This window comes from Streptomyces sp. NPDC006339 (assembly GCF_040612775.1).
Taxonomy (GTDB): domain Bacteria; phylum Actinomycetota; class Actinomycetes; order Streptomycetales; family Streptomycetaceae; genus Streptomyces.
Genome location: NZ_JBEXQW010000033.1, coordinates 16,625 through 41,389, shown reverse-complemented (window position 1 = coordinate 41,389; position 24,765 = coordinate 16,625). Strand labels below are relative to the sequence as shown.

Here is a 24,765-nt window from a genome sequence, read left to right as displayed (position 1 = left end):
GAGCGTGCTGTCCTTCCCTGGGGTGTGCGCGGCAACGATAGGTCAATCGTCACGCAATGCGATTGCGGATTCACCCCGGAATCATGAACTCCGTAGTGGATAATTGCGTCGTGGACCGAATCGATCTTCATATCTTGCGCGAGCTCCAGCAGGACGGCCGGCTGAGCAACCAGGAGCTGGCCCAGCGGGTGGGCCTGAGCCCCTCCCCCTGCATGCGGCGGGTCCGGCAGTTGGAGCAGGACGGGGTGATCCAGGGCTATCGCGCGGTCATCGACCCGGAGGCGGTCGGGCGGGGCTTCGAGGTGCTGGTCTCGGTGGAGGTGAAGCGGGACCGCGAGACGGTGGAGGCGTTCGAGGAGGCGCTCCAGGACATCCCCGACGTCATCGAGGCGTACCGCCTCTTCGGCAGCCCGGGATGCCTGCTGCGGATCGCGGTCGCCGACCTCGCGGCGTACGAGCGGCTGTGGATCGAGCGGCTGACGACCCTGGCGGGGGTCACGGAGGTCAACTCGCAGATCATCATGAAGCGCGTCAAGGAGCCCCGCGGCCTGCCGGTCGAGCGCTGACCACCGTAGACCGATGGCCATGGGCCGATGATCTACGGCCTGCGGCCTACGGATAGGTGCGCACGTCGTCCCGGTAGGCGCGGGCCCGGTCCCGGACCAGGTCGGGCAGTTCGCCGCTCGCCAGGTCCGCGAGGGTCGTGGACTCCAGGACCTGGCGCAGGCTGGTGCGCACCGCCCGCCACACGTCGGGCAGCGGGGCGGCCGCGCCCTGGTACTCGAGGCTGGTCAGTTTGAGGTCCCGCACGCTGACGAGCGGCCCGTCCATCGCCCGGATGACGTCGGCGAGGGTGATCTCGGCGGGCGGCCGGGTGAGCGAGTAGCCGCCCTCGGGCCCGCGGACGCTCGCCACCAGGCGGGCCTGGCGCAGCTCGCTGAGCACGACGAAGAGGAAGCGGACGGGGATGTCCTGGCGTCCGGCGATGTCCTCGGACTTGAGCGGCCGTTCCGGGGAGCGGGCCAGCTCCGCCATGGCCCGGATGGCGTAGTCCGTTCGTGCAGAGATCCTCACCGGCTCAATGTCTCACGAGTGGCGCGTTCCCGGCCCGTCGCGGAACGGATGAGGCGTCACGAGCACGGCGGCCCGTCGCCGTTGGCCGAATCCGGCGTTGCCCGTTCATTTTGTTCATCGACATAGTGAACAACACCCGTGCCGTGCCCGCCCCCGCCCCACTCCGCCCCCGGAGGTGCCCGTGGTGTCCGCCGCAGTCCCGCAGTCCGACGCGTCCGCCCCCGCCCCCTCGCCCGCCTCCGCCCGGCCCACCGTGGCCGTCGTCGGCGCGGGTGCGGCGGGCGCGCTCGTCGCGGTCCAGGTGTGCGAGACGGCGACCCGCCGGCGGACGCCGCTCGACCTCGTCCTCGTCGACCCGGCACCCGAGGCGGGCCGGGGCACCGCGTACGCCACCGAGGTCCCCGAGCACCGGCTGAACGTGCCGGTGGGCGGCATGAGCTGCTACCCGGACGACCCGGGCCACTTCCGGCGCTGGCTGTGCGCGCACGGCGAACCGAGCGTCCGGGACACGGACTTCGCGCCGCGCCACCGCTACGGTTCCTATCTCGCCGACACGCTCGGACGCTCCATCATCGCGGCGCACGGCACGGTGTCCGTACGGCGGCTGCGCACGCGGGCGACGGGCCTGGCCGACGCACCCGGCGGACGACTGGAGCTCCGGCTCGCCGACGGCGGCACGCTGGCGGCGGACGGCGTGGTGCTCGCCACGGGTCCCGCGGCGGGCCGGGCCGAGTGGGCCCCGGCCGGGCTGGCCGACTCCGACCGGTTCGTCGCCCGTCCCTGGGCGCCCGGCGCGCTGGCCGCCGTATCGCCGTCGGACGACGTGCTGCTCGTGGGCACCGGTCTCACCGCGGTCGACCTGGCCCTGGTCCTCGACCGGCCCGGCCGGACCGTGCACGCCGTCTCGCGCTCCGGGCTGCTGCCGCAGCCGCACGCGCTGGCCCCGCTGCCCGCCGTACCGCCACCGCCCGACCTGGCCGTGCTGCCGCTGCCCGCCCTGCGGCGCGCCGTGCTGCGGTACGTCTCCGCGACGCGCCGGGCGCACGGCGACTGGCGGCCCGCGTTCGACGGGCTGCGGCCGTGGATCGGGCAGCTCTGGCAGGGGCTCACCGACGAGGAGCGCGCGGAGTTCCTCGGCCGGGACGCCACCCGGTGGAACGTCCACAGGCACCGTATGGCCCCGTCCACGGCCGAGGCGGTCGCCCGGGCGCGCGCGGCCCGGCGGCTGCGGGTGCACGCGGGCCGGGTCACCGGTGCGGCGCCGGACGGGGGCGGCGGCCTGACCGTCACGCTCTCCGACGGCCGCGGGCTGCGCGTGGGGTGGGTGGTGGACTGCACGGGGCCGGGGCTGCGGGCCGACGCCGGCGGCGACCCGCTGTGGGGCGGTCTGCTCGCCGACGGTTTCGCCGTGCCGGGGCCGCTGGGCATCGGCGTGGCGACCGACGGGGGCCGGCTGCGCGACGCGCGGGGAGACGCCGGCCGGCCGCTGTTCACGCTGGGCTCGCCGCGCCGCGGCGAGCTGTGGGAGACGACCGCGATCCCCGAGATCCGTACGCAGGCCAAGGAGGTCGCCGAGGCCCTCCTCGCGCCGCTCGGCGGCCGGACCGCGCGGCCGGTGCGCCGGCGGCCCACCGACCAGTTCGGACTGCCGCTGTCCACGCACGCCGCCGCCGCGGCGGCCTTCCGCTCCGGGCTCGGCCGGGTGATCACCGTACGGGCGAAGGCCGCCGAGGCGTTCAGCCGGGCCGTCGAACTGGACCCCGGCTTCGCCCTGGGGCACGCCGCGCTCGCCCTGCTCGGTCACGAGGGAGGGGCGGACGTCGACGTCGCGCGCGCCCTGGCGGACGCGCGGCGCAGTGCGCGGGAGCGCGGGGACGAGCGGGAGCGCTCGTTCGTCGACGTCGTCACGCGCCGCATCCGGGACCACGAGACGCACGGGCCGGGCGCGCCGGGCGCGGGTGGCGCTTGGAGCTCGGCCGGCTCGGTGGCCTCGGACGGCGACACGGCGCTGATCGGCCATCTGGAGCGTTTCCCCGGCGACGCGTTCGCCCTCGGGATCGCCGTCCCGACCATCGCCTTCGCCGGTGTGGGCGACCTCGACGGCACGCTGGCCCTGCGTCTGGTGGAGCGCACCGCGCCCGCGTACGGCGGCCACTGGTTCCACACCTCGCTGCTGGCCTTCGTCCGCCAGGAGCAGGGCCTGATCGACGAGGCGGGCGACCTCGCCCGTGCGGCGCTCGCCGAGGAGCCGGCCTCCGGCCACGCCGTCCACGCCCTCGCCCATGTGCACTACGAGTCGGGGGCGCACCGCGAGGGCCGGGAGTGGCTCGACGACTGGATCGGCGGGCACGGCCGGGGCGCGGTGCACCGGGCGCACTTCTCCTGGCACGTGGCGCTGCACGAGCTGGCCCTGGACGACTCCGCGGCCGTGCGCCGCCGCTGGTTCGCGCAGCTCGCGCCGGGTCAGGTGGGCGGGGTGCGGGCGCTGGTCGACTCCGGTTCGCTGCTGTGGCGGGCCCGGATGTGCCGTAACTGGACCGGGCGGGTGCCCGTCGAGGGGGTGCTCGACGCGGTCGAGCGCGATCTGGTCGAGCGCCCCTCGACCGCCTTCACCGCGCTGCACAGCGCCGTCGCCCTCACCGCCGCGGGCGACCTGGCGGCCCTGCGCCGGCTGCGGACCCACGCGGCCGGGGCGGATCCGGTGCAGCGGGAGGTCGTGGTGCCGCTGTGCGGCGCCCTGGAGGCCGTGCTGGAGGAGGAGTGGGCGACGGCGGCGGAGCGGCTGGACGCGCTGCTGCCCTCGCTGCGCCGGGTCGGCGGCAGTGCGGCGCAGCGGGAGGTCGTGGAGGAGACGCTGCTGTACGCCCTGGTGGAGGCGGGTGAGAGCGACCGGGCGCGGCGTCTGCTGGAGGAGCGTCTCGACCGCCGCGCCTCGCCGCTGGACCTGCGGCGGCTGGCGGGCCTCGGCGCCTGAACGCGGAGTTGCGCCGTATGCCGGAACGTCATGAAAAAGCCTTCTGACCGTTACACGACAAGCCAGGCGTGCGTGCCACTCTCCCGGTGACACCGATTCAACACGCGTAGAGCGCCGTCCGCTTGAGCCCGGGCGGCGTTCCCGCGCGTCCCGTCCCCGGGAAAGGGCCCCCCATGTCCGTTGCGCACAGAGGCAAGTGGAAGACCTGGGCGGCGATGACCGCCGTCCTGGTCGGCCTCACCCTTCCTTCGGTCACCGCGACTCCCGCCGGCGCCACGACGGGCGCCTACGACAGCACGTACTACAAGGACGCGATCGGCAAGACCGGTCCGAGCCTCAAGTCCTCGCTGCACACCATCATCAGCAGCCAGAACAAGATCTCGTACGACGCGGTCTGGAACGCGCTGAAGGTCACCGACCAGGACCCGAACAACACCGCCAACGTCCTGCTGCTCTACAGCGGTTACTCCCGCAGCAAGAGCCTCAACGGCGGTGACGTCGGCGACTGGAACCGCGAGCACGTGTGGGCCCAGTCGCACGGCAGCTTCGGCACCTCGGCCGGTCCGGGCACCGACCTGCACCACCTGCGGGCGTGTGACGTGCAGGTCAACAGCACCCGGGGCAACAAGGACTGGGACAACGGCGGCAGCGCGGTCAGCGGGGCGCCGGGCAGCTACACGGACAGCAACTCCTTCGAGCCGCGCGACGCGGACAAGGGCGACGTGGCCCGCATGATCCTGTACATGGCGGTCCGCTACGAGGGCGACGACTCCTGGCCGGACCTGGAGACCAACGAGTCGAGCACCAACGGCAGCGTCCCCTTCCACGGCCGCCTCGCGATACTCAAGCAGTGGCACCAGCAGGACCCGCCGAGCACCTTCGAGGAGCGGCGCAACGACGTCATCTACAACAGCTACCAGCGCAACCGCAATCCGTTCATCGACCACCCGGAGTGGGTCGAGGCAATCTGGTAGCCCGACCGTGAGCCGCGCCGGGCCCCCCGCCCCTCGGGGAGCCCGGCCCCGGTCCCGGCCCCACGGGCCCCGATGCGCACGGCGCACACGGCGCACACGACGGACGCGACGCGCACGAGGCGCACGACGAACGTGGTTCGCACGAGCGGCAGGAGGTACGGCGTGGGCGAGGACGGCCGTGACGGGCGGGGGTTGCCGCGCTGCGATGCGGTGCGGGAGCGGCGCGGGCAACTGCGCGGCCGGATCACGGCCGCCGGGATCACCGTCCAGGACATCCTGTGCTGCGAGGACCGCACCGGCTTCGCCGCACCCGGCCGCGCCGAGGCGTACACGGTGGTCCTCACCCGCTCCGGCGGCTATCTGCGCCGGATCGCCGGCGAGGAGTTCTTCGTCGACCCGAGCGGCGGCTATCTGACCCGGCCGGGGGACGAGCAGCGGGTCGCCCACCCGGCCGGCCCCGGCGACCGGTCCACCGAGTTCCGGGTCGGCGCGGCGCTGTTCGCCGACCGCTTCGACGGCCCGCCGGTCTCCCGGCGCTTCACCGTCACCGGCGCCACCGACGTACGCCACCGGGCCCTGCTGGCCGCCGCCCGGCGGGGCGCCGACTCCTTCGAACTGGCCGACCGGCTGCACCGGTTGCTCGACGGAGTGGCCGAGTCCGCCGGCCACTGGCGCACCGACACCGGGACCCGGCCCGCCACCGCGCGCGGCCACGGCCGACTGGTCCGCGACACCTGCGCCGTCCTCGCCGGCGGCGCCCCGGCCCTGCGGCTCCCCCTGGAGGACCTCGCCCGGGCCGTCGGGGCCTCCCCGCACCACCTCAGCCGGGTCTTCCGGGCGGTCACCGGCAGCAGCCTCACCCGCTACCGCAACGAGCTGCGGATCCGCGGCGTGCTCCACGCCCTGGAGGAGGGCGAGGACAGCCTGAGGACCCTCGCCCACGCCTACGGGTTCGCCGACCAGGCCCATCTGACCCGCCTGTGCCGGGACCGTACGGGTCAGCCTCCCAGCGCCGTGCGGGGGCTCCTCGCGGATCGCGCATGAATGTCCAACGCCCCGGGCGGGGGCGGCCCGCAGGATGGCGGCGGCCGGACACCCGGCCGGTGCCGCGCCGTCCTCCGGGGCGAGCGCGCGGCACCCCGTCTTCCGAGCGGGGGAACGCGACGATGACCTTCCTGACCAGAACGGGCACGGCCCTGGCCGCCGTGCTGACCGCCGCCGCGTGCGCGGCCTCGGCCCCCGGCGCCGCCGCCGGCGGCCCCTCCGGCACCACCCCGGCCGCCCGGTCCGCCGGGGCGCCCGCCCTCACTGGGCATCAGCCCTGCCCCGGCCAGCCCGACGTGACCTGCGCCGACCTGACCGTGCCGCTCGACCGCTCCGGCGCCGTGCCGGGCACCCTCAAGCTGCGCACGGCCGTCGTCGGCGCGGCCGACGCGCCGCGGGGCACCCTGCTCTTCCTCACCGGCGGACCGGGACAGCCCGGCGTCCCGTACGTCCAGCGGATCCGCGGCCGGCTCCCCCGGGCGCTCGACCAGTACCGGCTGGTGATGATCGACCAGCGCGGCACCGGCGGCACGGCCGTCGACTGCCCCGCCCTCCAGAAGGAGGTCGGCAGCAGCGACACCGTCGCCCCCACGCCCGCCGCTGTCACGGCCTGCGCCGACAGCCTCGGGCCGCACCGCGACCTCTACACCACCGGCGACACGGTGGCCGACCTGGAGGACCTGCGGCGCGCTCTGGGCGTGGACTCCTGGACCCTCGACGGGGTCTCGTACGGCACCTTCACCGCCGGGCAGTACGCCCTCACCCATCCGCAGCGGGTGCGCCGGCTCGTCCTCGACTCCGTCGTCCCGCTGGACGGTGCCGGCGTGCTGTACGAGGCGGCGTTCGGCCACTCCGGGGCGGTACTGCGCGCCGCGTGCCGGGAGCAGAAATGCGGTTTCGACCCGGCCCGCGATCTCGCGAAGGTGGTCCGCCGGGACGGCAACGGCGTCGGCGTCTTCAACCTGCTCGTCATCGCGAGCATCATCGACCCGAAGCTGAACGACCCCCGCTTCGGCATCCTGAACGCCCTGCACGCCTCCGCCGAGGGGGATCCGGCCAGGCTGGACGGCCTGGTGGCCGGCTTCTCCGCGCCGTCGGACGAACCCCCGGCCGCCTTCAGCTCGGGACTGCACGCGGCGACGCTCTGCGCCGACTCGCGCTGGCCGTGGGGCGACGCCTCGGCCCCCGTCGAGGGCCGTGAACGGGCCCTGCGGAAGGCCGTGCAGCGGATCAGGCCGGCGGAGGTGTGGCCGTTCCAGCGGGAGACGGCCGGCGCCCAGGGCATTCCCCGGACCTGTCTGCCCTGGCCGTCCTCGCGCCCGCACCGCCCGGCGCCGGGCCGCACCCTGACCATGCCGGTCCTGATGCTCGCGGGGGACCGCGACCTGTCGACCCCGGTGCGGTGGGCCCGTGACCTCGCCGCCGCGACCCCTCGGGCCGAACTGGTCGTCCTCCCGGGCGTGGGCCACTCCACCCAGAGCCGCAGCGACGCGGGCGCGCGGGCGGCGGAGGCGTTCCTGCTGCGGTAGGGCCGTCCTTCGGACCGGGCCGCTAGGGAGCGCACCGCGGCAGGGCCGGGCGGTCCCTCGTACGGACGGCCGGCAGCCAGGCGGTGGTGGGTTCCGCATCCGCTCGCGGGAGGCGGACGCGGTACCAGACGGTGGACCTGAGGTCCTCCTCGTCGATGATGGGCTCGCCGTCGGGCAACCGGCAGTCGGCGTCCAGGAGGTCACCGTGCCAGACCCGGGTCGGGACGACGTTCTCGGCCGTGTAGGGCCGGCGGGGGTCGATCGCGAGGCCGAGGCTGCACTGCCGGTCGCGGTCCGTCCGGTCCTGGCAGCCGCGCTCGGCGTTGAACACCCGGATCGTGCCCGGCCCTTCGCGGTCCGCGCGGCCCTCCGCCGACCACCAGAGCGCGGCCCCGGCGGCCGCCGTCGCGCCGGCGGTGAGGGCGAGCACGGCGGTACGGAGGCGGGGCCGGGGACGCCGCTTCCGGCGCCCGGCCTCGTGGGCCCTGATCCGTTCGAGGAGGCTCTCGGCCGTGTGCGGGGCGCGGGCCTCGTGGGTGGGGGCGAGGCAGTCGGCGGCGAGGGCGCGCCAGAACTCCGGGACCGCGTGGTCCATCCGCAGGGCGGCGCGCCCCTCGGCGTACTCCTGCACGGCGGCACCGCGCGCCGTCGGCGTGGCGCCGGGGAACGGCGACGCGCCGGCGGCGAACACCTCGTGGATCACGATGCCGAGCGCCCAGATGTCGGCGGTGGCGCGGACCCGTACGCCGCGGTCGCCGAGGGGCTCCTTCCAGCGTTCGGGCGGGAGGTAGTCCAGGGTGCCCATGGGGGCCGTCCAGCCGTGGGTGCCGGTGAGTTCGATGGCGAAGCCGAAGTCCGAGAGCCGTACCTCGCCGTCCCGGCCGATGAGGATGTTCTCGGGCTTGAGGTCGGTGTGCACCCAGCCGGACCGGTGCAGATGGGCCAGGCCCTCGCAGATGCCGGCGATCAGCCGGCCGCCCTCGGCCTCGGTGACGCCGGCGCCGGTGCCGGTGGCGTCGGTGCCGGTGGCACCCGCGTCGATCAGGTCGCGCAGGCTGCACCGGGCCCGTTCCATGACGAGGACGATCGCGCCGTCCAGGGAGGGGCGGTCCGGTGCGGCCAGCACCACGGAGTCCAGCAGCCGGACCAGGCTCGGGTGCGGGGCCCGGCGGGCCAGCTCGACCTCGCGCCGGGCCGACTCGGCCACGCCGCGGGCCTGGCGGGGGGCGAGGCCGGCCGTCGGCATGACCTTGAGCGCGACGTCCGACACGGCGTCCGGGCCGACGTCCGGGCCGATGTCGGGGCCGACGTCCGGGCCGCCATCCGGCGCGTCGGACGCGTGGGGCCGGTCGGCGGGCCGGCCGGCGTAGACGGTCGCCCAGCCGCCGGCGCCGATCGGCTCGCCGACGGTCCAGTCCCCGATCCGGTGGCCCGGCGGCAGCAGCTCCGGCCCACCGCTCCCCCAGGATCCGGCCCGGTCGTCCCTCCGCGCCACGGCTACCGTCCGCGCTCGGCCGGCTCGGCGCGCGGCGGTAACAGGGCGAGGTGCTCCTCCCGCACGATGCCGAACTTCAGGGCGAGACCGACGACGGCCTCCCGCTTGCCGTTCCTGCGGTCCGCCCGGCCGGCCGCGTCCGGGTCGGGGGCGCCGATCCGCAGCTTCTCGTCGGCGAGGTAGTCGATGTGCGAACTGACCGCGCGGGCGGTCAGCCGGGCGCAGGCGGCATGGCCGCGCAGCCGCTCGACGACCTGGGGCGTGGTCGGCACCGCCACCGGCGAACGGTCGCGCAGCCACGGCTCGCAGAGCGCGACGAGCACCAGGAAGTAGGTGGCGGTCTCGTCCAGGGAGTACGCGGTGAGGGTGCGGCTCTCCCAGGAGCCGCCGGTCGCCTGCGGGTCCAGATAGACGTGGTCGGGCGCGAACACCTGGAAGTAGACGGGGGTGTCGCGGCGGGTGGGCAGCACGACGCGGGAGAACTCGAAGGGGATGGGCGCGCCGACCCGGCGCGGCGGGACCCGGAGGTACTCGCCCGCACCCTCCGGGTTCTCCACGAGATAGCCGTGGGTGGTGCTGAGGTTGCTCAACTGCCAGTGGTCGTCGGTGGCGCGGATCTCTCCGGCCAGCCGGGAGACCGCCTCGTCGGCGAGGCGGAGTTCGACCGGCGTCCTCGCCGAGCCGCGACCGAACCGTGCCCTTTCTCCCGGCCCGAGCCGCAGGGTGACCGCGTCGCCGCCGTTCCCCTCCGGCAGGTGCACGACAATGCCGCTCACCGCTCCCCCGTCCCGCGTGCCGACCGTTGCCCGACACACCGAACGTTACCGCCTGCGCATGCCGATTCACCGCGTGGCATCGGCCACTTCGGGAGGAGGGCGGAGGGGCGCCGCCGCTGCCCTCCGGTCGGGCGGCGGTCAGGCGGGAGTCAGGCGGCGGGCGTGACGGGCCGCTCCCCGGAGGCGTCGGCGACGACGATCCGGACGTGCTCGGGGGCGTAACGGCGCGCCTTGGCCGTCATCTTGGCGAGGTCGAGCTTGTGCCGGGGCACGACCACGTGGAACGGGGCCGACACGGCCGGGTGCCGGGGCTGGGGTGCGGCGCCGGGCGGCAGCGGGGCCCCGGGGAACGGCCGTACGCCGATCACGGCGTCCTGTTCGTGGGGCGGGTTCACGACGACGATCCGGTCGACGGCATCCCACGGCAGGGACAGGGCGCCGATCCGCAGGCCGCCGGCGTCGAACTGGAAGGCCGTGCGCTGGTTCTCGAACCAGGACACGATGAACGGCAGGGCCACGACGATCACGACGCCGCCCTTCATGTCGAGGGCCCGGCCGAGGAGCGCGGCCAGGGCGACGGTCCCGGCGATCGCGCCCCACAGGCCGAGCTGGGCGCGGGCCGAGAACGGGTGGGTGATCCGGTAGCGCTCCCAGCGGGCGCGCCGGCGGCCCGGAGCGGCACCGGTGGGGGGCGTGGGCCGGGGCGGTGGCTGTGTCATGGGCGGGTGGCTCCCTTTCGGGGTGGGCGGTTGATACGGACGGCGGCGCCGGGGGCCTTCGCATGCGCGGTACGGGGTGAGGGGCGGCGGAAGTCGGGAGGGCGGGGGCGGCGGAGGTCGGGAGGGCGGGGGCGGCGGAGGTCGGGCCGTGGCGCTCAGGGTGCGGGGGCGCCGGACGGGAGCGGGGCCAGGAGCCGGTCGCCGAAGGCGGTCCACGGCTGCCAGCCGCCGCTCGGCCGCGCCTGGACCCGGGTGCGGACGCGGCCTTCGGCGGTGACCGCGAAGACGTGGATCCGGCCGGTGCCGTCGGGCGCGGCCGACGGCGGGGCGGCGAGCGCGACGCCGGGTTCCCCGAAGTCGGCGCCGGCGTCCCAGGCGCCGCCGGGCGCGAGCTGCCAGCGGTGGGCGAGCCGTTCGCCGCCGGGGGACAGCGCGAGGGCCTCCAGGCGGCCGTCGGCGCTGGGCACGAGCAGCGGGGCCGCGGCCGACCAGCCGAACAGCGGCCGCCAGTCGTCCCATCCGCCGCTGGGCACCGACTGGCGCCGGTGGAAGGCGGCCACTCCGGACGGGGCGATGGCGGTGACGGTGAGCCGGCCGCTGCCGTCACGGGCCACCCGGGGGGCCGCGCCCGCCGCCGTACCGAACCGGTGCCACGGCCCCCACGCGCCGCCGGGCGTCTCCTGCCAGCGGTGCAGGAGGGCGGTGCCGCCGGGCGCGAGGACGAAGACCTCCAGACGGCCGTCCGCGTTGGCCGCCACGACCGGCGGGGCACCGGCGGGTCCGCCGAAGCCGGCGTCCCAGGGGTCCCAGGTGAGGGCTCCGGGCGTCCCCTGCCGACGCCGGGCGACGAGGGTGCCGCCGGGGCTGAGGGCGAAGACCTCCAGGCGGCCGTCGGCGTTCCGGGCGACGGCGGGAGCCGACCCGGCGGGGCCGCCGAACTCCTCCCAGTCGTACCAGCCGCCGTCGGGCCGCTGGACCCGGTGGTGGAGGTTCGCGCCGCCGGGCGCGAGCGAGAACACCTCCAGGCGGCCGTTCGTGTTGCGGCCGAGGGTGGGGACCGCCCCGGCCGGGCCGCCGAACTCCTCCCACGCGGACCAGGTGTCGGTGTCGGGGGCGAGCTGGACGCGCCGCAGCAGGGAGCGGTCGCCCGCGTCGAGGGCGAAGACGGTCAGGCGGCCCTGTACGTCGAGGGCGGTGACCGGGTTGTCGGGGCTCTGCCACGACGGTGGCGTGTCCTGCCAGTGCAGCGGGGCCACGTACAGGCCGTGCCGGAACCAGCCGGCGGCGCTCGCGTACCACTGCTGCCCGTCGGTGAACGGCTCCACGGCGTGGCCGGGCACATGGCCCGCGTAGCCGTCCAGGGAGAAGCGGAAGGGGTCGCGGGAGGCGAGGACGTCGGTGCCGTCGTAGCCGCCGCGGGGCCCGATGAACAGGTAGTACCAGCCGTCCCGTTCGACGACGAACGGGGACTCGGTGACCGAGACGCCGGTGGCGTCGGTGGTCTCGTCGGCGTAGGCGACGCCCGGCTCGCTCCAGTGGAGCAGGTCGGCGGAGCGGCGGTGGCACACCAGGTGACGGCCGTCGACGGCGGAGAGTTCGGTGGAGTACATGACCCACTCGCCGCCGATCCGCAGGACCATCGGGTCACGTGCCGCGCGACCCCGGAAGAGCGGTCCGGACGGCACCCGCGTCCAGGTGAACAGGTCGGTGGAGGTGGCGAGGTTGATGGCGGCGCCGCCGCGGCCGCCCGCGGCGTAGAACATCCAGTAGGTGCCGCCGGCCTCGATGACGTGCGGCGCCCAGAGGTGTTCCTCGCCGTGGTAGCCGGGATCGACGGTCAGGGCGTCGGCGTGCGCGGTCCACGGCCCGTGGGGGTGGGGCGCTGAGGCGTGCGTGAAGGAGATCTCGGCGGCGCTGTCGGGGGCCTCGCCGGTCGCCGCGCTGTTCCCGACGATGCCGAACAGGTGCCAGCGTCCGCCGGCCCGGATCAGGGTGTGGTCGTTGAGGTAGCGGCGCCGGCCGGGAGTGGACGGGTCGTGGACGTGGCGGAAGGGCCCGGCGCCGATCCATCGGTGGGGCGGGACGTCCGCGCTCGCGCCGGCCCGTCCGGCACCGAGGAGGGCGAGTGCGCCCGCCCCGGTGCCGGCCAGCAGCAGGTTCCGCCTGCTGATCGGTCGCATCACTCTTCTCCAGACTCGTCTCCGGAGCGATCCGGAGAGTCAGTCGACGGCGGGGCCTGAGGTGGTGTTGAGCCAGGCCCATTCGGCCCAGGTGGCGAAGCCGGTCTGCCACTTGTGGTAGACGCCGGCGTGGCTCGTGCCGAAGACCTCGATGCGGCCGTCGGCATTGGCCGTGGCGGTGACCTCGGTGCCGCCGGTGCCGAAGGACTCCCACTGGCCGTAGGGGGCGTTGACCCCGGTCTGCCAGATGTGCTGGGCGACACTGCCGTTGATGGCGAAGACCTCCACCCGGCCGTCCTGGGTGCGTTCGCTGGTGAGCTGGGAGTCGGCGGGACCACCGGTGGGCTCCCACTCGGACCAGCTCGTCGGGCTCGTCTGGTACTTGTGGAAGACCCCGACCGGGCCGGAGGCGAAGACCTCGATCCGCCCGTCCTGGTTGTGATCCACCGTCAGATCACGGCCACCACCGCCGAAGGACTCCCACGCCGACCAGCCACCGTTGACCGCCGTCTGGTACTGGTGCTGGAAGACGTCCCCGTTGAGCGCGAAGACCTCCAGCCGGCCGTCCGGCGCCTTCTCCATCTCGATCCGGCTGTTCGCCGGACCACCGCCCGCCGGCTCCCACTCCGACCAGCCGCCGTTCGCGGCCGTCTGCCACTTGTGGAAGACCCCTACGGGGCCGGACGCGAAGACCTCCAGGCGTCCGTCTCCGTTCGCACCGACGGCGATGTCACGACCGCCCCCGCCGAACGACTCCCAGCCCGACCAGCCACCCGACGGTTGCGTCTGATAGCGGTGCTGGAACGTGTTGCCGTTGATCGCGAACATCTCCAGACGCCCATCGGCGTTGGGGCCGATGGCCAGCTCCGCGCCCCCGGGGCCACCGAGGAACTCCCACTCCGACCAGGCCCCGTTCACCGCCGTCTGCCACGCGTGATGCACACCGTCCGCACCCGCCGCGAAGACTTCCAGCCGCCCGTCCGCCGACCGCGCCGACACCACCCGGCCCGACTCAGCCGGATACACCAGCGGCTTGGGACCGGGCTCGTGGTGCCCGAGGCGGTCGACGGCGGCCCGTGCCTCGTCCATGTGCCGCCAGTGGTGGCCCTGGTTGTAGGTGGACCAGGGCTGCCAGTTGGTTCCCCCGGAGGAGATCTCGAAGGCCGCGTTCGCGTTGCACTGGGCGTCGTAGGCGCAGGCGTCGTCGACCTCGGGGTGCCAGTAGTCGTTGATCTGCCACAGACCCCGGTCGCGGGACGGCGGCGTGTTGTTGTAAGTGTTGGTCGCCGACGGGTCGCAACTGGACTCCGCCAGCGCGACCGCGACCGCGGTGACCAGGCTGTCCCCGCGGAAGCCGGCGGTGTGACCCACCCGGGCGCACAGGTCGCTCGGGGCGGCGTACGCGGGCGGGGCGCCGACGAGGATCCCCGCCGCGAGCAGGAACGAGGTGAGCGCCGCCAGGATGACGCGATGGGGCGCTCGCCGGGAGCCGTGCGTGGTTCTCACCTGCTGTCTCCTCAATGGACGGCGGGGCCGGAGGTGGTGTTGAGCCAGGCCCACTCGGACCAGCTCGCGAAGCCGGTCTGCCACTTGTGGTAGACCCCGGCACCGCTCGTGCCGAAGACCTCGATGCGGCCGTCGTCATTGGCCGTGGCCGTCACGTCGGTGCCGCCGGTGCCGAAGGACTCCCACTGGCCGTACGGCGCGTTCACGCCCGTCTGCCAGATGTGCTGGGCGACGGTGCCGTTGATGGCGAACACCTCGACCCGGCCGTCGGCGGTCCGCTGACTGCTCAGTTGGGAGTCGGCGGGACCACCGGTCCGCTCCCACTCGGACCAGCTCGTCGGGCTGGTCTGGTACTTGTGGAAGACCCCGACCGGACCCGAGGCGAAGACCTCGATCCGCCCGTCCTGGTTGTGATCCACCGTCAGATCACGGCCACCACCGCCGAACGATTCCCAGCCCGACCAGCCACCGTTCACGGCGGTCTGGTACTGGTGCTGGAAGACATCTCCGTTGAGCGCGAAGACCTCCAGCCGGCCGTCCGGCGCCTTCTCCATCTCGATCCGGCTGTTCGCCGGACCGCCGCCCGCCGGCTCCCACTCCGACCAACCGCCGTTCGCGGCCGTCTGCCACTTGTGGAAGACCCCGACCGGACCCGAGGCGAAGACTTCGAGCCGTCCGTCTCCGTTCGCGCCGACGGCGATGTCACGACCGCCGCCACCGAACGACTCCCAGCCCGACCAGCCACCCGACGGTTGTGTCTGATAGCGGTGCTGGAACGTGTTCCCGTTGATCGCGAACATCTCCAGACGCCCATCGGCGTTCGGCCCGATCGCCAGCTCCGCGCCACCGGGGCCGCCCAGGAACTCCCACTCCGACCAGGCCCCGTTCACCGCCGTCTGCCACGCGTGGTGCACACCGTCCGCACCCGCCGCGAAGACCTCGAGACGCCCGTCCGCCGACCGCGCCGACACCACCCGGCCCGACTCCGCCGGATACACCAGCGGGGCGGGGCGGGGGCCGCTGCCGGGGAGGCAGGGCAGCTCGATGCCGCGCTGCGCGAGGTAGGGCTCGGGGTCGACGCCGTACGTGGCGGACGCGTCACCCCAGATCCGCAGATGGAGGTGCGGGCCGGTCGAGTTGCCCTCGGAGCCCATCAGGGCGATCCGCTGGCCGGCCACGACGCGGTCGCCGACGAACACGTCCCGCTGGTACATGTGCCCGTACTCGGAGATCGTTCCGTCCGGGTGCAGGATGCGGATCCACTGGCCGTACCCGGACTCGTATCCGGAGATGGTCACCTCGCCGTCGCCGACGGCGTGGATCGGGGTGCCGTAGTCGTTGGCGATGTCCACGCCGTTGTGGCCGCTGTGGTAGTGCTGCGACACCGGGCCGGCGGCCGGGCACGCGGCCGCGAAACCGGCCGCCGCGGCGAGGGGCCGGGCCTCCGGCGTCGCCGCCCCCGCCGGGGAGCCCGTCGCGAGGCCGGGCAGCAGGGCCGCCAAGGCCACGGCCGCGCCGAACACGACGCGCCGGCCGTACCGAGCGTTCCGGGCCCGTGGGGCGTGCGGGGCGCACCGGGCGCGTCGGGCGCGGGCGCGTCGGGAAAGAGCGAGTAACACCTGACGTCCCCCCCGTCACGCCTTGCGCAGGCGGCCGATGACGCCGTTGATGTCGCGCTCCAGCATGTCCCGGCGGACGTAGTGGCCGCCGGGCAGCTCGTACGACTCGTGCGGGATCCCGGCGCGGTCGAGGTGGTACTTGAACTCCCGCTGGGTCTCCAGCACCACCGACTCGTTGGCGTAGCCCTGGATGTCCTCCGGGCTGGTGCCGGCGACCAGGAAGATCCGCTTGTGCCGGTAGCTCTCGATGCGCTGGACCGGATTGTCGGCGGTGACCCGGGCCTCGTCCCAGAACGGCATGCCGTAGACGCTGCCGCCGCCCAGCTCCACCGCGGCGGAGGACACGTTGGCCCAGTGGGTGACCGCGCCGTTGTTCCAGCGCAGGCTGGCCGGGCCGGAGTGGGCGCTGACCGAGGCGAAGTGCCCGTAGTACTTGGCCGTGTACTTCAGCGCGCCGAATCCGCCCATCGAGAAACCGGACACGGCGCGGCCGTCGTACTCGGCGTACGTCCGGAAGTTCGCCTCCACCCACGGCAGCAACTGCGCGAGGTGGAAGTGCTCCCAGTTGCGGGGGCCGACGGCGGAGCTGACCGGGTTGGAGTACCAGCCGGCGCGCCCGCCGTCGGGCATCACGACGATGAGCCGCTTCCCGGCGGTCAGACCCCGGATGTCGTGGTGGGCGTCGAAGGTGATGAAGTCCTCCAGGCCGCCGTGCAGGAGGTAGAGGACCGGGTAGGTGCGACCGCTGTGGTGGTAGTCGTCCGGCAGCAGCACGTTCACGCCGGGGTTCCAGCCGATCGCGTCGGTCTGGAAGCGGTAGTACCACATCCGGTGGTCGCTCTCGTTGCGGTCGACGATGCGCAGGCCGAAGCCGTCGCCCGCCGCCGAGGCCGTCGGCGCGGAGGCGAGCACGCCCCCGGCGCCGAGGGCCGCCGCGGCGGTGAGCCCGCCGGCCGTCCTGAGGATGCTCCTGCGGGAGGGAAGGTGGTGCGCGGTCAACATGACCTCCATAGAGGGAAAGGCCGCTCGGCTGAGGGGATGGTGGGACGGCCGAGGTTCGGTCCCGGCCGCCGTGCGGCGGCCGTTCGGAAGCTAGCGACACCTCGGCCCGCGCAGAACCCGGAACCTTACGGACTGACAGGCGCGGCCCGGTTCGGTTAGAGGGGGCCGTCGGCCAGAGGGGCCGCCGGCGCGGCGCTCACGCGTTCGGGCGCGCCGTGGTGGCCCCGTGACATAGGGCGGGCGGCGTCCCCGCGCACGGCAAGCGGCGCTCGGCCCGGGAGGCGGGCTGCCGGCCGGATTTCGCCGGCCCCGAGCACCGCCGAGCCGGCCCGCCCCTCTTCTCCCTCAGACCTCGAAGAGCAGCCGCAGCGCCACCGCGCGGTAGTACCGCACGTGGTGCAGGGCGAGCCCGGCCGCGGCGTCCGCGTCGCCCGCGCCGATCGCCTCGTACAGCAGACGGTGCTCCTGCCAGAGCGGCTCCGGGTCGTCCACCTGCTGGAAGAGCCAGCGGAGCCGGCCCTCCAGGGATTCGAGGGAGGTGACGAGGAGTTCGTTGCGCGACATGCGGACGATCTGGGCGTGGAAGGCGGCGTTGGCGCGGGAGAGCCGTTCGGGGCCGCCGGCGTCGGTGGCGGCGCGGGCCTCGTCGAGCAGCCGGGCGAGGGTGGACAGCTCGGCGGGCGTGCGCCGTTCGGCGGCGCGGCGGACGGCGAGGACCTCCAGGGCCTCGCGCATGTCGAAGAGGTTCTCCACGTCCTGCCGGGACATCTCGCGGACGACGATCCGGCGCTGCGAGACGGCCTGGAGGAAGCCCTCGCCGATGAGGATGCGGATCGCCTCGCGCACGGGAACCCGGGAGACGCCGAAGTCCTCGGCGACGTCCCGCTCGACCAGCCGGTCGCCCGGCTTGAGGCGGCCGGTGATGATCCGGTCGCGCAGCCCCTCGCAGACCCGGTCGCGGAGCCAGCCTCCCGTGGGGGCGGGTGGGGCGGGGTCGGCCTCCCGTGTCCCGGTCATCTGTCCTCCCGGTGATCGCTCACCTCACGGTATGCCACCGCGCCGCGGGCTCCCCGTCACGGGAGGTGCGACGCCCGTCACGTCCGCCCGGCCTCCGGCCCACGCCCGGCCCCGCCTCCGGGTCCTCTCCCCTGACCTCCGCTCAGAAGCCGGGAGCCGGCCCCGTTTTGGATTGCCGGACGATCATCCCTACGATCCTCCGATGATCACGAGAAAACGGTTGGCGACCGGGGCCTGCGCGCTGCTCGCCGCCCTGGCCGTCGGGCTCTTCCCGACCAGTGCCGCCGCCGACGACGGACCGGCGGCCGCGGACTCCGCCAAGGAGGCCCCCAAGGTCGAGCTGGTGCTCGACGTCAGCGGCTCGATGCGGGCCCGCGACATCGACGGACAGACCCGCATGGCGGCCGCGAAGCAGGCATTCAACGAGGTCCTGGACGCGGTGCCGCAGGAGGTCCGGCTCGGCATCCGCACCCTCGGCGCGGACTACGCGGGCCAGGACCGCAAGCGCGGCTGCGAGGACACCCGGCAGCTCTATCCGGTCGGCCCGCTGGACCGTACGGAGGCCAAGACCGCCGTCGCCACGCTCGCGCCCACCGGCTGGACCCCCATCGGGCCCGCCCTGCTGGGCGCCGCCGAGGACCTCAAGGGCGGCGACGCCACCAAGCGGATCGTGCTCATCACGGACGGCGAGGACACCTGTGCCCCGCTCGACCCGTGCGAGGTGGCCCGTGACATCGCCGCCCAAGGCATCCATCTCGTTATCGACACCCTCGGGCTGGTCCCCGACGTCAAGACCCGCCGGCAGTTGATGTGCATCGCCGAGGCCACCGGTGGCACCTACACCTCCGTGCACCGCACCGAGGAGCTCTCCGGCCGGGTGCGGCAGCTCGTCGATCGCGCGGCCGACCCGGTCGTCACGCCGGTGGCCACGAACGGCGCCGAACGCTGCGCCGGCGCGCCGACGCTCCAGCCGGGTCTCTACACCGACCGGCAGGTCATCGGCCGGCACCGCTGGTACCGGGTCGACGTGCTGCCCGGCCAGGAGCTGCGCGCCTCGGTGAGCATCGCCGCCGACCGGGCCGTGAACGACGACTATGGCGTGCTGCTGCGGGCGGTCACCGTGCACGGGCGGGAGATCGTCCGCGGCTCGGAGGCGGGCGACGGGCGCACCGACGTCATCTCGACGGGTCTGCGCTATCCGAAGAAGGAGAACGACGAGGCCCTGGACGACGACACGAAGCCCGCCGCCGAGACCGTCTGCCTCCAGGTCAGCAACTCCTTCTCCGCTCCGCCGTCCGTCAAGACCACCCCCGGGATGCCGGTCGAGCTCGCGATCGACGTCGTCGACGGCCCCGATTCCGCCTCCGACGTCGCCTCCTTCGGCCTGGGTCGCGGCTGGTGGCTGCTCGGCGCCCTGGTGGTCGCCGGCTTCCTCGGCGGCCTGATCTGGGGCTGGCTGTCCCGCTGGCGCGTCGCCGTCTGGAGGACCCACTGATGCGCACCTCTTCGCAGCGGCCCCGGCTCGCCCCGGGCACCCCGCTCGCCCCGGGCACCCCGCTCGCCCCGCGCAACCCGCTCACTCCGGCCACGACCGTGCCGCAGGCGCCCTCCCCGGGCACGCCCGCGCGCGGCGCCCGCACTCCGGCCACGCCCCCACCCGGCGCGCTCATACCGGGCGCGCGGCGCGCCTTCCGCCGGGTGACCGCGGGTCTCGTGCTCGCGGGTGCCGCCCTGCTCGGCCCGGCCGCCCCGGCGGGTGTCGCCGACACGCCGGCGCCGACGCCCAGCGGCAGCGCGAGCGGCGCCGCGGCGGAGGCGGGGCCGACCGAGGCCGGCACCTCCTTCCGTACCGCCGCCTTCTTCCGGCAGGGGCAGCAGGCCACCGCGCAGGCGTCCACGGGTGACTACCTGTACTGGGTGTTCCCCGCCGACACCGGCCAGCGCCCGACGGTCACCGCGACCGTCACGCTGCCCGACAGCGCGCTGCGGCACGGCTCCTCGGCCTGGCGGATCGACGTGTACGACGGGCTGCGCAGGCGGCAGCCGTGCACGTACGGCACCCAGTCCAGGAGCGCCGCCAAGGAGGCCGCGACGGTGGAGCTGGCCTGTGCCCTGCGCCCGGTCCGGGCGGCCGCGGACACCTGGTCGAACGACCCGCTGCCGGGCGCCTACTTCGTCCGCCTCACCGTGACCGGGCTGCCCGAGGAGGACCGGGGCCAGCCGTTCTCGGCACGGGTCCGGGCGAGTTCCCACGACACGGGCGGGGCCTACGCCGCGGACGGCGCGCTCGCCGTGCCGCTGGTGCCGGGCGCCACCACGCCGGAGACGGTGGAGGCCCGGGCGCCCGAGGACGGGTGGTCCTCGGGCCGGTGGTCCGACCGCTGGGTCTGGACCGCCGCCGGCGGCGTGCTCGCCGCCCTCGCGGGCGTCGGCGGCTACGTCCTGACGCGCGGCTCCGGCCGCCCCTCACGGGTGCCGCCCGGCATCTGACCGCCCGCCGCTCCAGCCCCCCGGCCCCCGGCCCCCGGTGCCCACACCTGGGAGTCGGGAGCCGGGTCAGTGACTGCCGGGGCGGACGAGACCCGTCTCGTAGGCGTGGACGGCGGCCTGGGTGCGGTCGCGCAGGGAGAGCTTGGTGAGGATGCGGCCGACATAGGTCTTCACGGTCTGCTCGGCGACGACGAGCCGGCTCGCGATCTCCGCGTTGGACAGGCCCTGCGCGATGAGCGTCAGCACCTCCGTCTCGCGCTCCGTCAGACCGCCGACGCGGTCCATGAGCGGTGTCTTGGGAGCGGGGCTGAGCCGGGAGAACTCGGCGATCAGCCGCTTGGTGACGTTGGGCGCGAGCAGGGCGTCGCCGCGCGCCACGATCCGTACGGCCTGGGCGAGTTCCTCGGCGGAGGCGTCCTTGAGGAGGAACCCGGCGGCGCCCGCGCGCAGCGCCTCGTACACGTACTCGTCCAGGTCGAAGGTGGTGAGGACGAGGACCTTGACGGTGGAGTCGGCGGGTGCGGTGAGGACGCGGGTGGCCTCGATGCCGCCCATGCCGGGCATGCGGATGTCCATCAGGACGACGTCGGGGTGGAGTTCGGCGGCCTTGGCCAGGGCGTCGGCGCCGTCGACGGCCTGGCCGACGACCCGGATGCCGGGTTCGGCGTTCAGCAGGACGGTGAACCCCTGCCGGACCATCATCTGGTCGTCGGCGATCAGAACCCTGATGTCGTCGCTCATGAACCGTCCTTGGGGTCGAGGGGTGCGGGGAGGGTGGCGGTGATCTCCCAGCCGCCGTCGGGGGTGGGTCCGGCGGCGAGTTCGCCGCCCAGCATGGCGGTGCGCTCGCGCATGCCGAGGAGTCCGTGGCCGGGTTCCCGGCCGCCCGGTCCCACGCCACCGGAGGCACCTGAGGCTCCTGCGGGCGCGGGGCGGGTGGCCCGGGCCGGGGCCGTGTTGGTGATCCGCAGGGTCAGTCCGCCGCGGTGGTAGTGGGTCTCCACGGTGGCCCGGGTGCCGGGAGCGTGCCGCATGACGTTGCTCAGGGCCTCCTGGACGATGCGGTACGCGGAGAGTTCGGTGCCCGGCGAGAGCGGCCGGTTCTCGCCCCGGGAGGTGGCGGTCACGTCGAGACCGGCGGCGCGGACGTTGTCGAGGAGTTCCCCGAGGCGGTCGAGGGTGGGCTGCGGGGCGTGCCGTACGCCCGCGGCCGTGTCGCCCTCCGCGCCGTCGCCGCGCAGGACCCCGAGGACGCGGCGCAGTTCGGTGAGGGCGTCGACGGCGTTCTGCCGGATGCCGGCCAGGTTCTCGCGGAGCTCCGGCGACGGGTCGGTGACCAGGTGCGGGGCGACCTGGGCCTGGATGGAGATCACGGACATGTGGTGGGCGACGACGTCGTGGAGCTCGCGGGCGATCCGGCCGCGCTCCTCCAGCAGGGCGCGGCGGGCACGCTCCTCGGCGGTGAGTTCCTCCTGCTCGACGAGCCGGGTGCGCGAGACACGGGCGGCGCGCAGCGCGCAGCCGACGGCGGTCGCGGTGGCGAAGAGGACGGCGCCCTGCGGAAGGGTGATCAGGCCCGGGACGCCGTGCGGGACGACAGCGCCGACGCCGGTGAGCAGGGAGAGCCCGAGGGCGGCGACGGCGGCCGCGGGGCGCACCCGGAGGGCGAGCAGGAGCAGGACCAGGGTGTGCAGCACGATGCCCGGTACGCTCCACGGCCAGGCGAGGCCGAACACGGCCGAGGTCAGCGACGCGGTCAGGGCGAGCGTGGTGGTGGAGAGCCACAGGGCGGCGGCGGGCCTGGTGAGGGCGAGGACGGGCGCGGCGCTCTGGAGGACGACGAGCAGCGAGACGGAGCCCGTGGCGGGCTGCATGAAGCTCTCGTAGTGGTTCGCGTCCCAGAGGCCCAAAAGGACGCAGAGCAGGACGATGTGGCCGTGGGCGAGCCGGCCGAGATGGCGGTGGCGCGGCAGCGGGTCGCGGCGGCCCGGGCTGAGGTCGGCCCGCAGGACGGCCGGTGCGGTCCGCAGGATGCCCGGGGCCGCGCGCAGGACGCTTGCCCACCGTGCCGTGTCCCCCACCGTGTCCCCCACCGTGTTCCCGTGACTGTCCGCGTCGTCCGCGCCCCATGATCGTCCGCCCTGCCCCAGCCTAGGCACGTCGTGCCTCCTTCCTCGCGCGGGGCCTCGCCTGCGGTACGCGGGCCGCGCGGGTGGTGCGTTCGTACGTGCGGAAGACGGCGCCGCAGATCAGCAGCGCGACGGCGAAGAGCGGGAGCAGGCCGAGCCGGGCGAGGACCCAGGTGGCGCCGTCGGGGACGGTGTGGAGTCCGGCGAGCGGGCCGTGGCCGAGGAGGTCCGCCGTGAAAAGGGCGCCGGCGGTGACGGCGATCATCGCGGTCTGGTGCCAGAGGAAGACGGTCATGGCGCAGAGGTTCAGCAGGGCCACCGCCGCCCAGGCGACGGGCCGGCGCAGGGCGCGGCGGAGCGGTCCGAGGAGCAGGATCGCTCCGCCGGACTGGGCGAGGCCGAAGGTGACGGCGGCGAGGGTGGGCGGGTTGAGGTTGGAGACGGGGGCGCCGGGCACGCCGACCATGGAGCCGGGGTAGCCGGCGAAGGCCACCAGGAGGCCGGTCGCGGCGGCCCCGCCGAGCAGCAGGCCCCAGGCGGCGGCCGGGGTGAACGGGCCGCGGCGGGCGAGGAGGGCGCCGAGGCAGTACGGGACGAGCCAGCCGGCCGGCAGGTTGAGCCAGCCGGTCCACGCGGGGCCGTCGAAGCCGAAGCGGAGCAGGTCGACGTGGAGGACGACGGTGAGCGGCCACAGCGGGTGGACGCGGGCGACGAGCGGGGTGGCGGCCGTGAGGGCGGCGAGGACGAGCAGGAACCACAGCGGGGACAGCACGAGGGTGCCGAGCGTGTGGAGGGTCTGCCAGGGCACTCCGCAGGCGAGCAGGACGGCCGTCGCGGTGAGCCAGACCGCGAGCAGCGGGACGACCGGGCGGAAGAGCCGGGAGAGGCGGCCGGCGATCCACCGGCGGTGGCTCTCGCCGCGGGCGCGGGCGGCGGTGTGGCCGCGGGCGGCGACGTGGCCGCCGACGAGGAAGAAGACCGCGAGGGTCTGGAACACCCAGGAGACCGGGGTGAACGCGGGCAGGTGGCGCAGCGGGCTCTCGGTGCGCAGGGTGCCGCTGTCGGCGACGAGGGCGGTGACGAGCCAGTGGCCGAGGACCACGCCGAGGATGGCGAGGGCGCGCAGGGCGTCGAGGGCGCGGTCGCGTCCGGGCGGGGTGGCGTCGGCTGTCCGGCCGGCCGTGCGGGTGAGGAGCTCACGCATGGGACGGCTCCCTTCCGGCGGTGATCGCGGCCAGGTTCCGCAGCGATACGGAGCCGGGGGCGAGGTAGTCGCTGTGTCCGCCGTCGCCCGCGGCGAAGACGCGGGCACCGAAGGCCGGGTCCACGGGATCGGTGCCGAAGCCGAGTTCGGTGCCGGAGAGGAGCGGTACGCGGGTGTGGGGGACGTCGCCGACCCAGTCGCCGGTGGCCCGGCCGGCCCAGACGGTGGCCCGGGTGCGCAGGTCGGCGGCGCCGTCGAAGCCGGTGCCGGGGCTGCCGTAGAGGACGACGGAGGCGACGGGCAGGCCGGCCGCCGCGCGGGCGCACACCACGGAGCCGTAGGAGTGGCCGAGGAGGGTGATCCGGGCGGCGGGTCTGATCCGGGCCAATTCCTCGACGAGCGCGCGGAGTCGGGGAGCGGCCTGCTCGGCGCGGCCGGGGGTGAGGGAGGCGGCGCTGCCGGTGGCGGGCGTGCGGTAGCCGAGCCAGGCGACGACGGCGATCCGGCCGCCGCCGGTCTGGTGCCGGACGGTGTCGTGGAGGGCGGTCGCGCCGCGGTGGAAGCGGTCGTAGGCGTCGAGTCCGGTGTCGGCGCCGGGGACGAGGACCGCGATCAGGTCGGCGCGGGCCAGGTCGCCGACGACCTCGGCGCTCCGGCCGCCGTCGCGCCCGTCGAAGGAGAGGAAGCGGCGCTCCGGGGCCGCCATCCGGTGCAGCGAGGCGGCCCGGCGGTGTGCCCCGTGGGTCTCCGCCGTCCGCGCGGCGGCCCGCACCTCGGCCCGGCCGGCCGCGTACCGTGCCGTCAGTTCCGCGCCGAGTGCCGTGGGTTCGGTGGCGGTCAGCGGCGCGGTGGCCGCCGGCGCGGGCGCGGGGACGTCGGCGGGCCGGGCGGCCCCGGCGAGCGGGACCGTCACGGCGGCGGTGACGAGCGCGGCGAGCAGGGTGCGGCGGAAGCGGGCGAGGGAGGGTGCGCGGCGGTCGCCGCGCGGCTGGGGCGCCATGGGGGTCCTTCCGTACGGTGTTTCGTTCCGCTC

20 protein-coding genes are annotated in these 24,765 nt (G+C 75.0%); 7 read left to right on the top strand and 13 right to left on the bottom strand.

Annotation, left to right across the window (positions count from 1 at the left end):
• Positions 1-110: 110 nt before the first annotated feature.
• Positions 111-566, top strand: a complete 456-nt coding sequence (locus ABZ135_RS25370; RefSeq protein WP_345491484.1) for an Lrp/AsnC family transcriptional regulator — start codon at positions 111-113, stop codon at positions 564-566.
• Between the two features lie 46 nt (positions 567-612).
• On the opposite strand, the gene ABZ135_RS25365 is transcribed toward ABZ135_RS25370, so the two are convergent.
• Positions 613-1,074, bottom strand: a complete 462-nt coding sequence (locus tag ABZ135_RS25365; protein WP_356698551.1) for an Rrf2 family transcriptional regulator — start codon at positions 1,072-1,074, stop codon at positions 613-615.
• Between the two features lie 253 nt (positions 1,075-1,327).
• On the opposite strand from ABZ135_RS25365, the gene ABZ135_RS25360 reads away from it, so the two are divergent.
• From ABZ135_RS25360 to ABZ135_RS25345, 4 genes are all read left to right on the top strand, one after another.
• Positions 1,328-4,048, top strand: a complete 2,721-nt coding sequence (locus tag ABZ135_RS25360) for an FAD/NAD(P)-binding protein (RefSeq protein ID WP_356698591.1) — start codon at positions 1,328-1,330, stop codon at positions 4,046-4,048.
• 173 nt (positions 4,049-4,221) lie between these two features.
• Positions 4,222-5,022 carry an endonuclease gene (locus ABZ135_RS25355; protein WP_356698550.1) on the top strand — a complete coding sequence of 267 codons (801 nt, stop codon included), beginning with the start codon at positions 4,222-4,224 and terminating at the stop codon, positions 5,020-5,022.
• A 162-nt stretch (positions 5,023-5,184) separates the two neighbouring features.
• Positions 5,185-6,066 carry a helix-turn-helix transcriptional regulator gene (locus tag ABZ135_RS25350; RefSeq protein WP_356698549.1) on the top strand — a complete coding sequence of 294 codons (882 nt, stop codon included), beginning with the start codon at positions 5,185-5,187 and terminating at the stop codon, positions 6,064-6,066.
• A gap of 122 nt (positions 6,067-6,188) precedes the next feature.
• Complete coding sequence (locus ABZ135_RS25345; RefSeq protein WP_356698548.1) at positions 6,189-7,595, top strand: alpha/beta fold hydrolase; 1,407 nt, start codon at positions 6,189-6,191, stop codon at positions 7,593-7,595.
• Positions 7,596-7,617: 22 nt separating this feature from the next.
• Here the strand turns inward: ABZ135_RS25345 and ABZ135_RS25340 are convergent, their stop codons facing one another.
• From ABZ135_RS25340 to ABZ135_RS25305, 8 genes are all read right to left on the bottom strand, one after another.
• Positions 7,618-9,090 carry a serine/threonine-protein kinase gene (locus ABZ135_RS25340; protein ID WP_356698547.1) on the bottom strand — a complete coding sequence of 491 codons (1,473 nt, stop codon included), beginning with the start codon at positions 9,088-9,090 and terminating at the stop codon, positions 7,618-7,620.
• A 2-nt stretch (positions 9,091-9,092) separates the two neighbouring features.
• Complete coding sequence (locus tag ABZ135_RS25335; RefSeq protein ID WP_356698546.1) at positions 9,093-9,866, bottom strand: serine/threonine protein kinase; 774 nt, start codon at positions 9,864-9,866, stop codon at positions 9,093-9,095.
• Between the two features lie 149 nt (positions 9,867-10,015).
• Positions 10,016-10,585, bottom strand: a complete 570-nt coding sequence (locus tag ABZ135_RS25330; protein ID WP_356698545.1) for a hypothetical protein — start codon at positions 10,583-10,585, stop codon at positions 10,016-10,018.
• Between the two features lie 155 nt (positions 10,586-10,740).
• Positions 10,741-12,765 carry a family 43 glycosylhydrolase gene (locus ABZ135_RS25325; protein WP_356698544.1) on the bottom strand — a complete coding sequence of 675 codons (2,025 nt, stop codon included), beginning with the start codon at positions 12,763-12,765 and terminating at the stop codon, positions 10,741-10,743.
• A gap of 39 nt (positions 12,766-12,804) precedes the next feature.
• On the bottom strand, positions 12,805-14,271 hold the full coding sequence (locus ABZ135_RS25320; RefSeq protein ID WP_356698543.1) for a hypothetical protein: 1,467 nt from the start codon (positions 14,269-14,271) through the stop codon (positions 12,805-12,807).
• Positions 14,272-14,282: 11 nt separating this feature from the next.
• A complete protein-coding gene (locus ABZ135_RS25315) occupies positions 14,283-15,779 on the bottom strand; it encodes a peptidoglycan DD-metalloendopeptidase family protein (protein ID WP_356698542.1) in 1,497 nt (498 codons plus the stop codon).
• A gap of 126 nt (positions 15,780-15,905) precedes the next feature.
• The gene (locus tag ABZ135_RS25310; protein ID WP_356698541.1) at positions 15,906-16,892 is read right to left on the bottom strand and encodes an alpha/beta hydrolase-fold protein; all 987 of its coding nucleotides are present in this window, start codon (positions 16,890-16,892) and stop codon (positions 15,906-15,908) included.
• Positions 16,893-17,237: 345 nt separating this feature from the next.
• A complete protein-coding gene (locus ABZ135_RS25305; RefSeq protein ID WP_356698540.1) occupies positions 17,238-17,909 on the bottom strand; it encodes a GntR family transcriptional regulator in 672 nt (223 codons plus the stop codon).
• Between the two features lie 202 nt (positions 17,910-18,111).
• Here ABZ135_RS25305 and ABZ135_RS25300 point away from each other — a divergent pair, with 202 nt between their 5' ends.
• Together ABZ135_RS25300 and ABZ135_RS25295 are read left to right on the top strand one after the other, a co-directional pair.
• A complete protein-coding gene (locus ABZ135_RS25300) occupies positions 18,112-19,404 on the top strand; it encodes a VWA domain-containing protein (RefSeq protein ID WP_356698539.1) in 1,293 nt (430 codons plus the stop codon).
• Positions 19,405-19,577: 173 nt separating this feature from the next.
• Positions 19,578-20,399: a hypothetical protein gene (locus ABZ135_RS25295; protein WP_356698590.1), complete on the top strand. Its 822-nt coding sequence runs from the start codon at positions 19,578-19,580 to the stop codon at positions 20,397-20,399.
• A gap of 66 nt (positions 20,400-20,465) precedes the next feature.
• Here the strand turns inward: ABZ135_RS25295 and ABZ135_RS25290 are convergent, their stop codons facing one another.
• Genes ABZ135_RS25290 through ABZ135_RS25275 form a run of 4 tightly spaced genes read right to left on the bottom strand, consistent with a single transcriptional unit; the run spans position 20,466 to position 24,732 of the window.
• Positions 20,466-21,140, bottom strand: a complete 675-nt coding sequence (locus ABZ135_RS25290; RefSeq protein WP_356698538.1) for a response regulator transcription factor — start codon at positions 21,138-21,140, stop codon at positions 20,466-20,468.
• On the bottom strand, positions 21,137-22,558 hold the full coding sequence (locus ABZ135_RS25285) for a sensor histidine kinase (protein WP_356698537.1): 1,422 nt from the start codon (positions 22,556-22,558) through the stop codon (positions 21,137-21,139). The genes ABZ135_RS25290 and ABZ135_RS25285 overlap by 4 nt, the downstream gene beginning before the upstream one ends.
• The gene (locus tag ABZ135_RS25280; RefSeq protein WP_356698536.1) at positions 22,551-23,732 is read right to left on the bottom strand and encodes an acyltransferase; all 1,182 of its coding nucleotides are present in this window, start codon (positions 23,730-23,732) and stop codon (positions 22,551-22,553) included. The genes ABZ135_RS25285 and ABZ135_RS25280 overlap by 8 nt, the downstream gene beginning before the upstream one ends.
• Positions 23,725-24,732, bottom strand: a complete 1,008-nt coding sequence (locus ABZ135_RS25275) for an alpha/beta hydrolase (RefSeq protein ID WP_356698535.1) — start codon at positions 24,730-24,732, stop codon at positions 23,725-23,727. Before ABZ135_RS25275 ends, ABZ135_RS25280 begins: the two co-directional genes overlap by 8 nt.
• Positions 24,733-24,765: the final 33 nt, after the last annotated feature.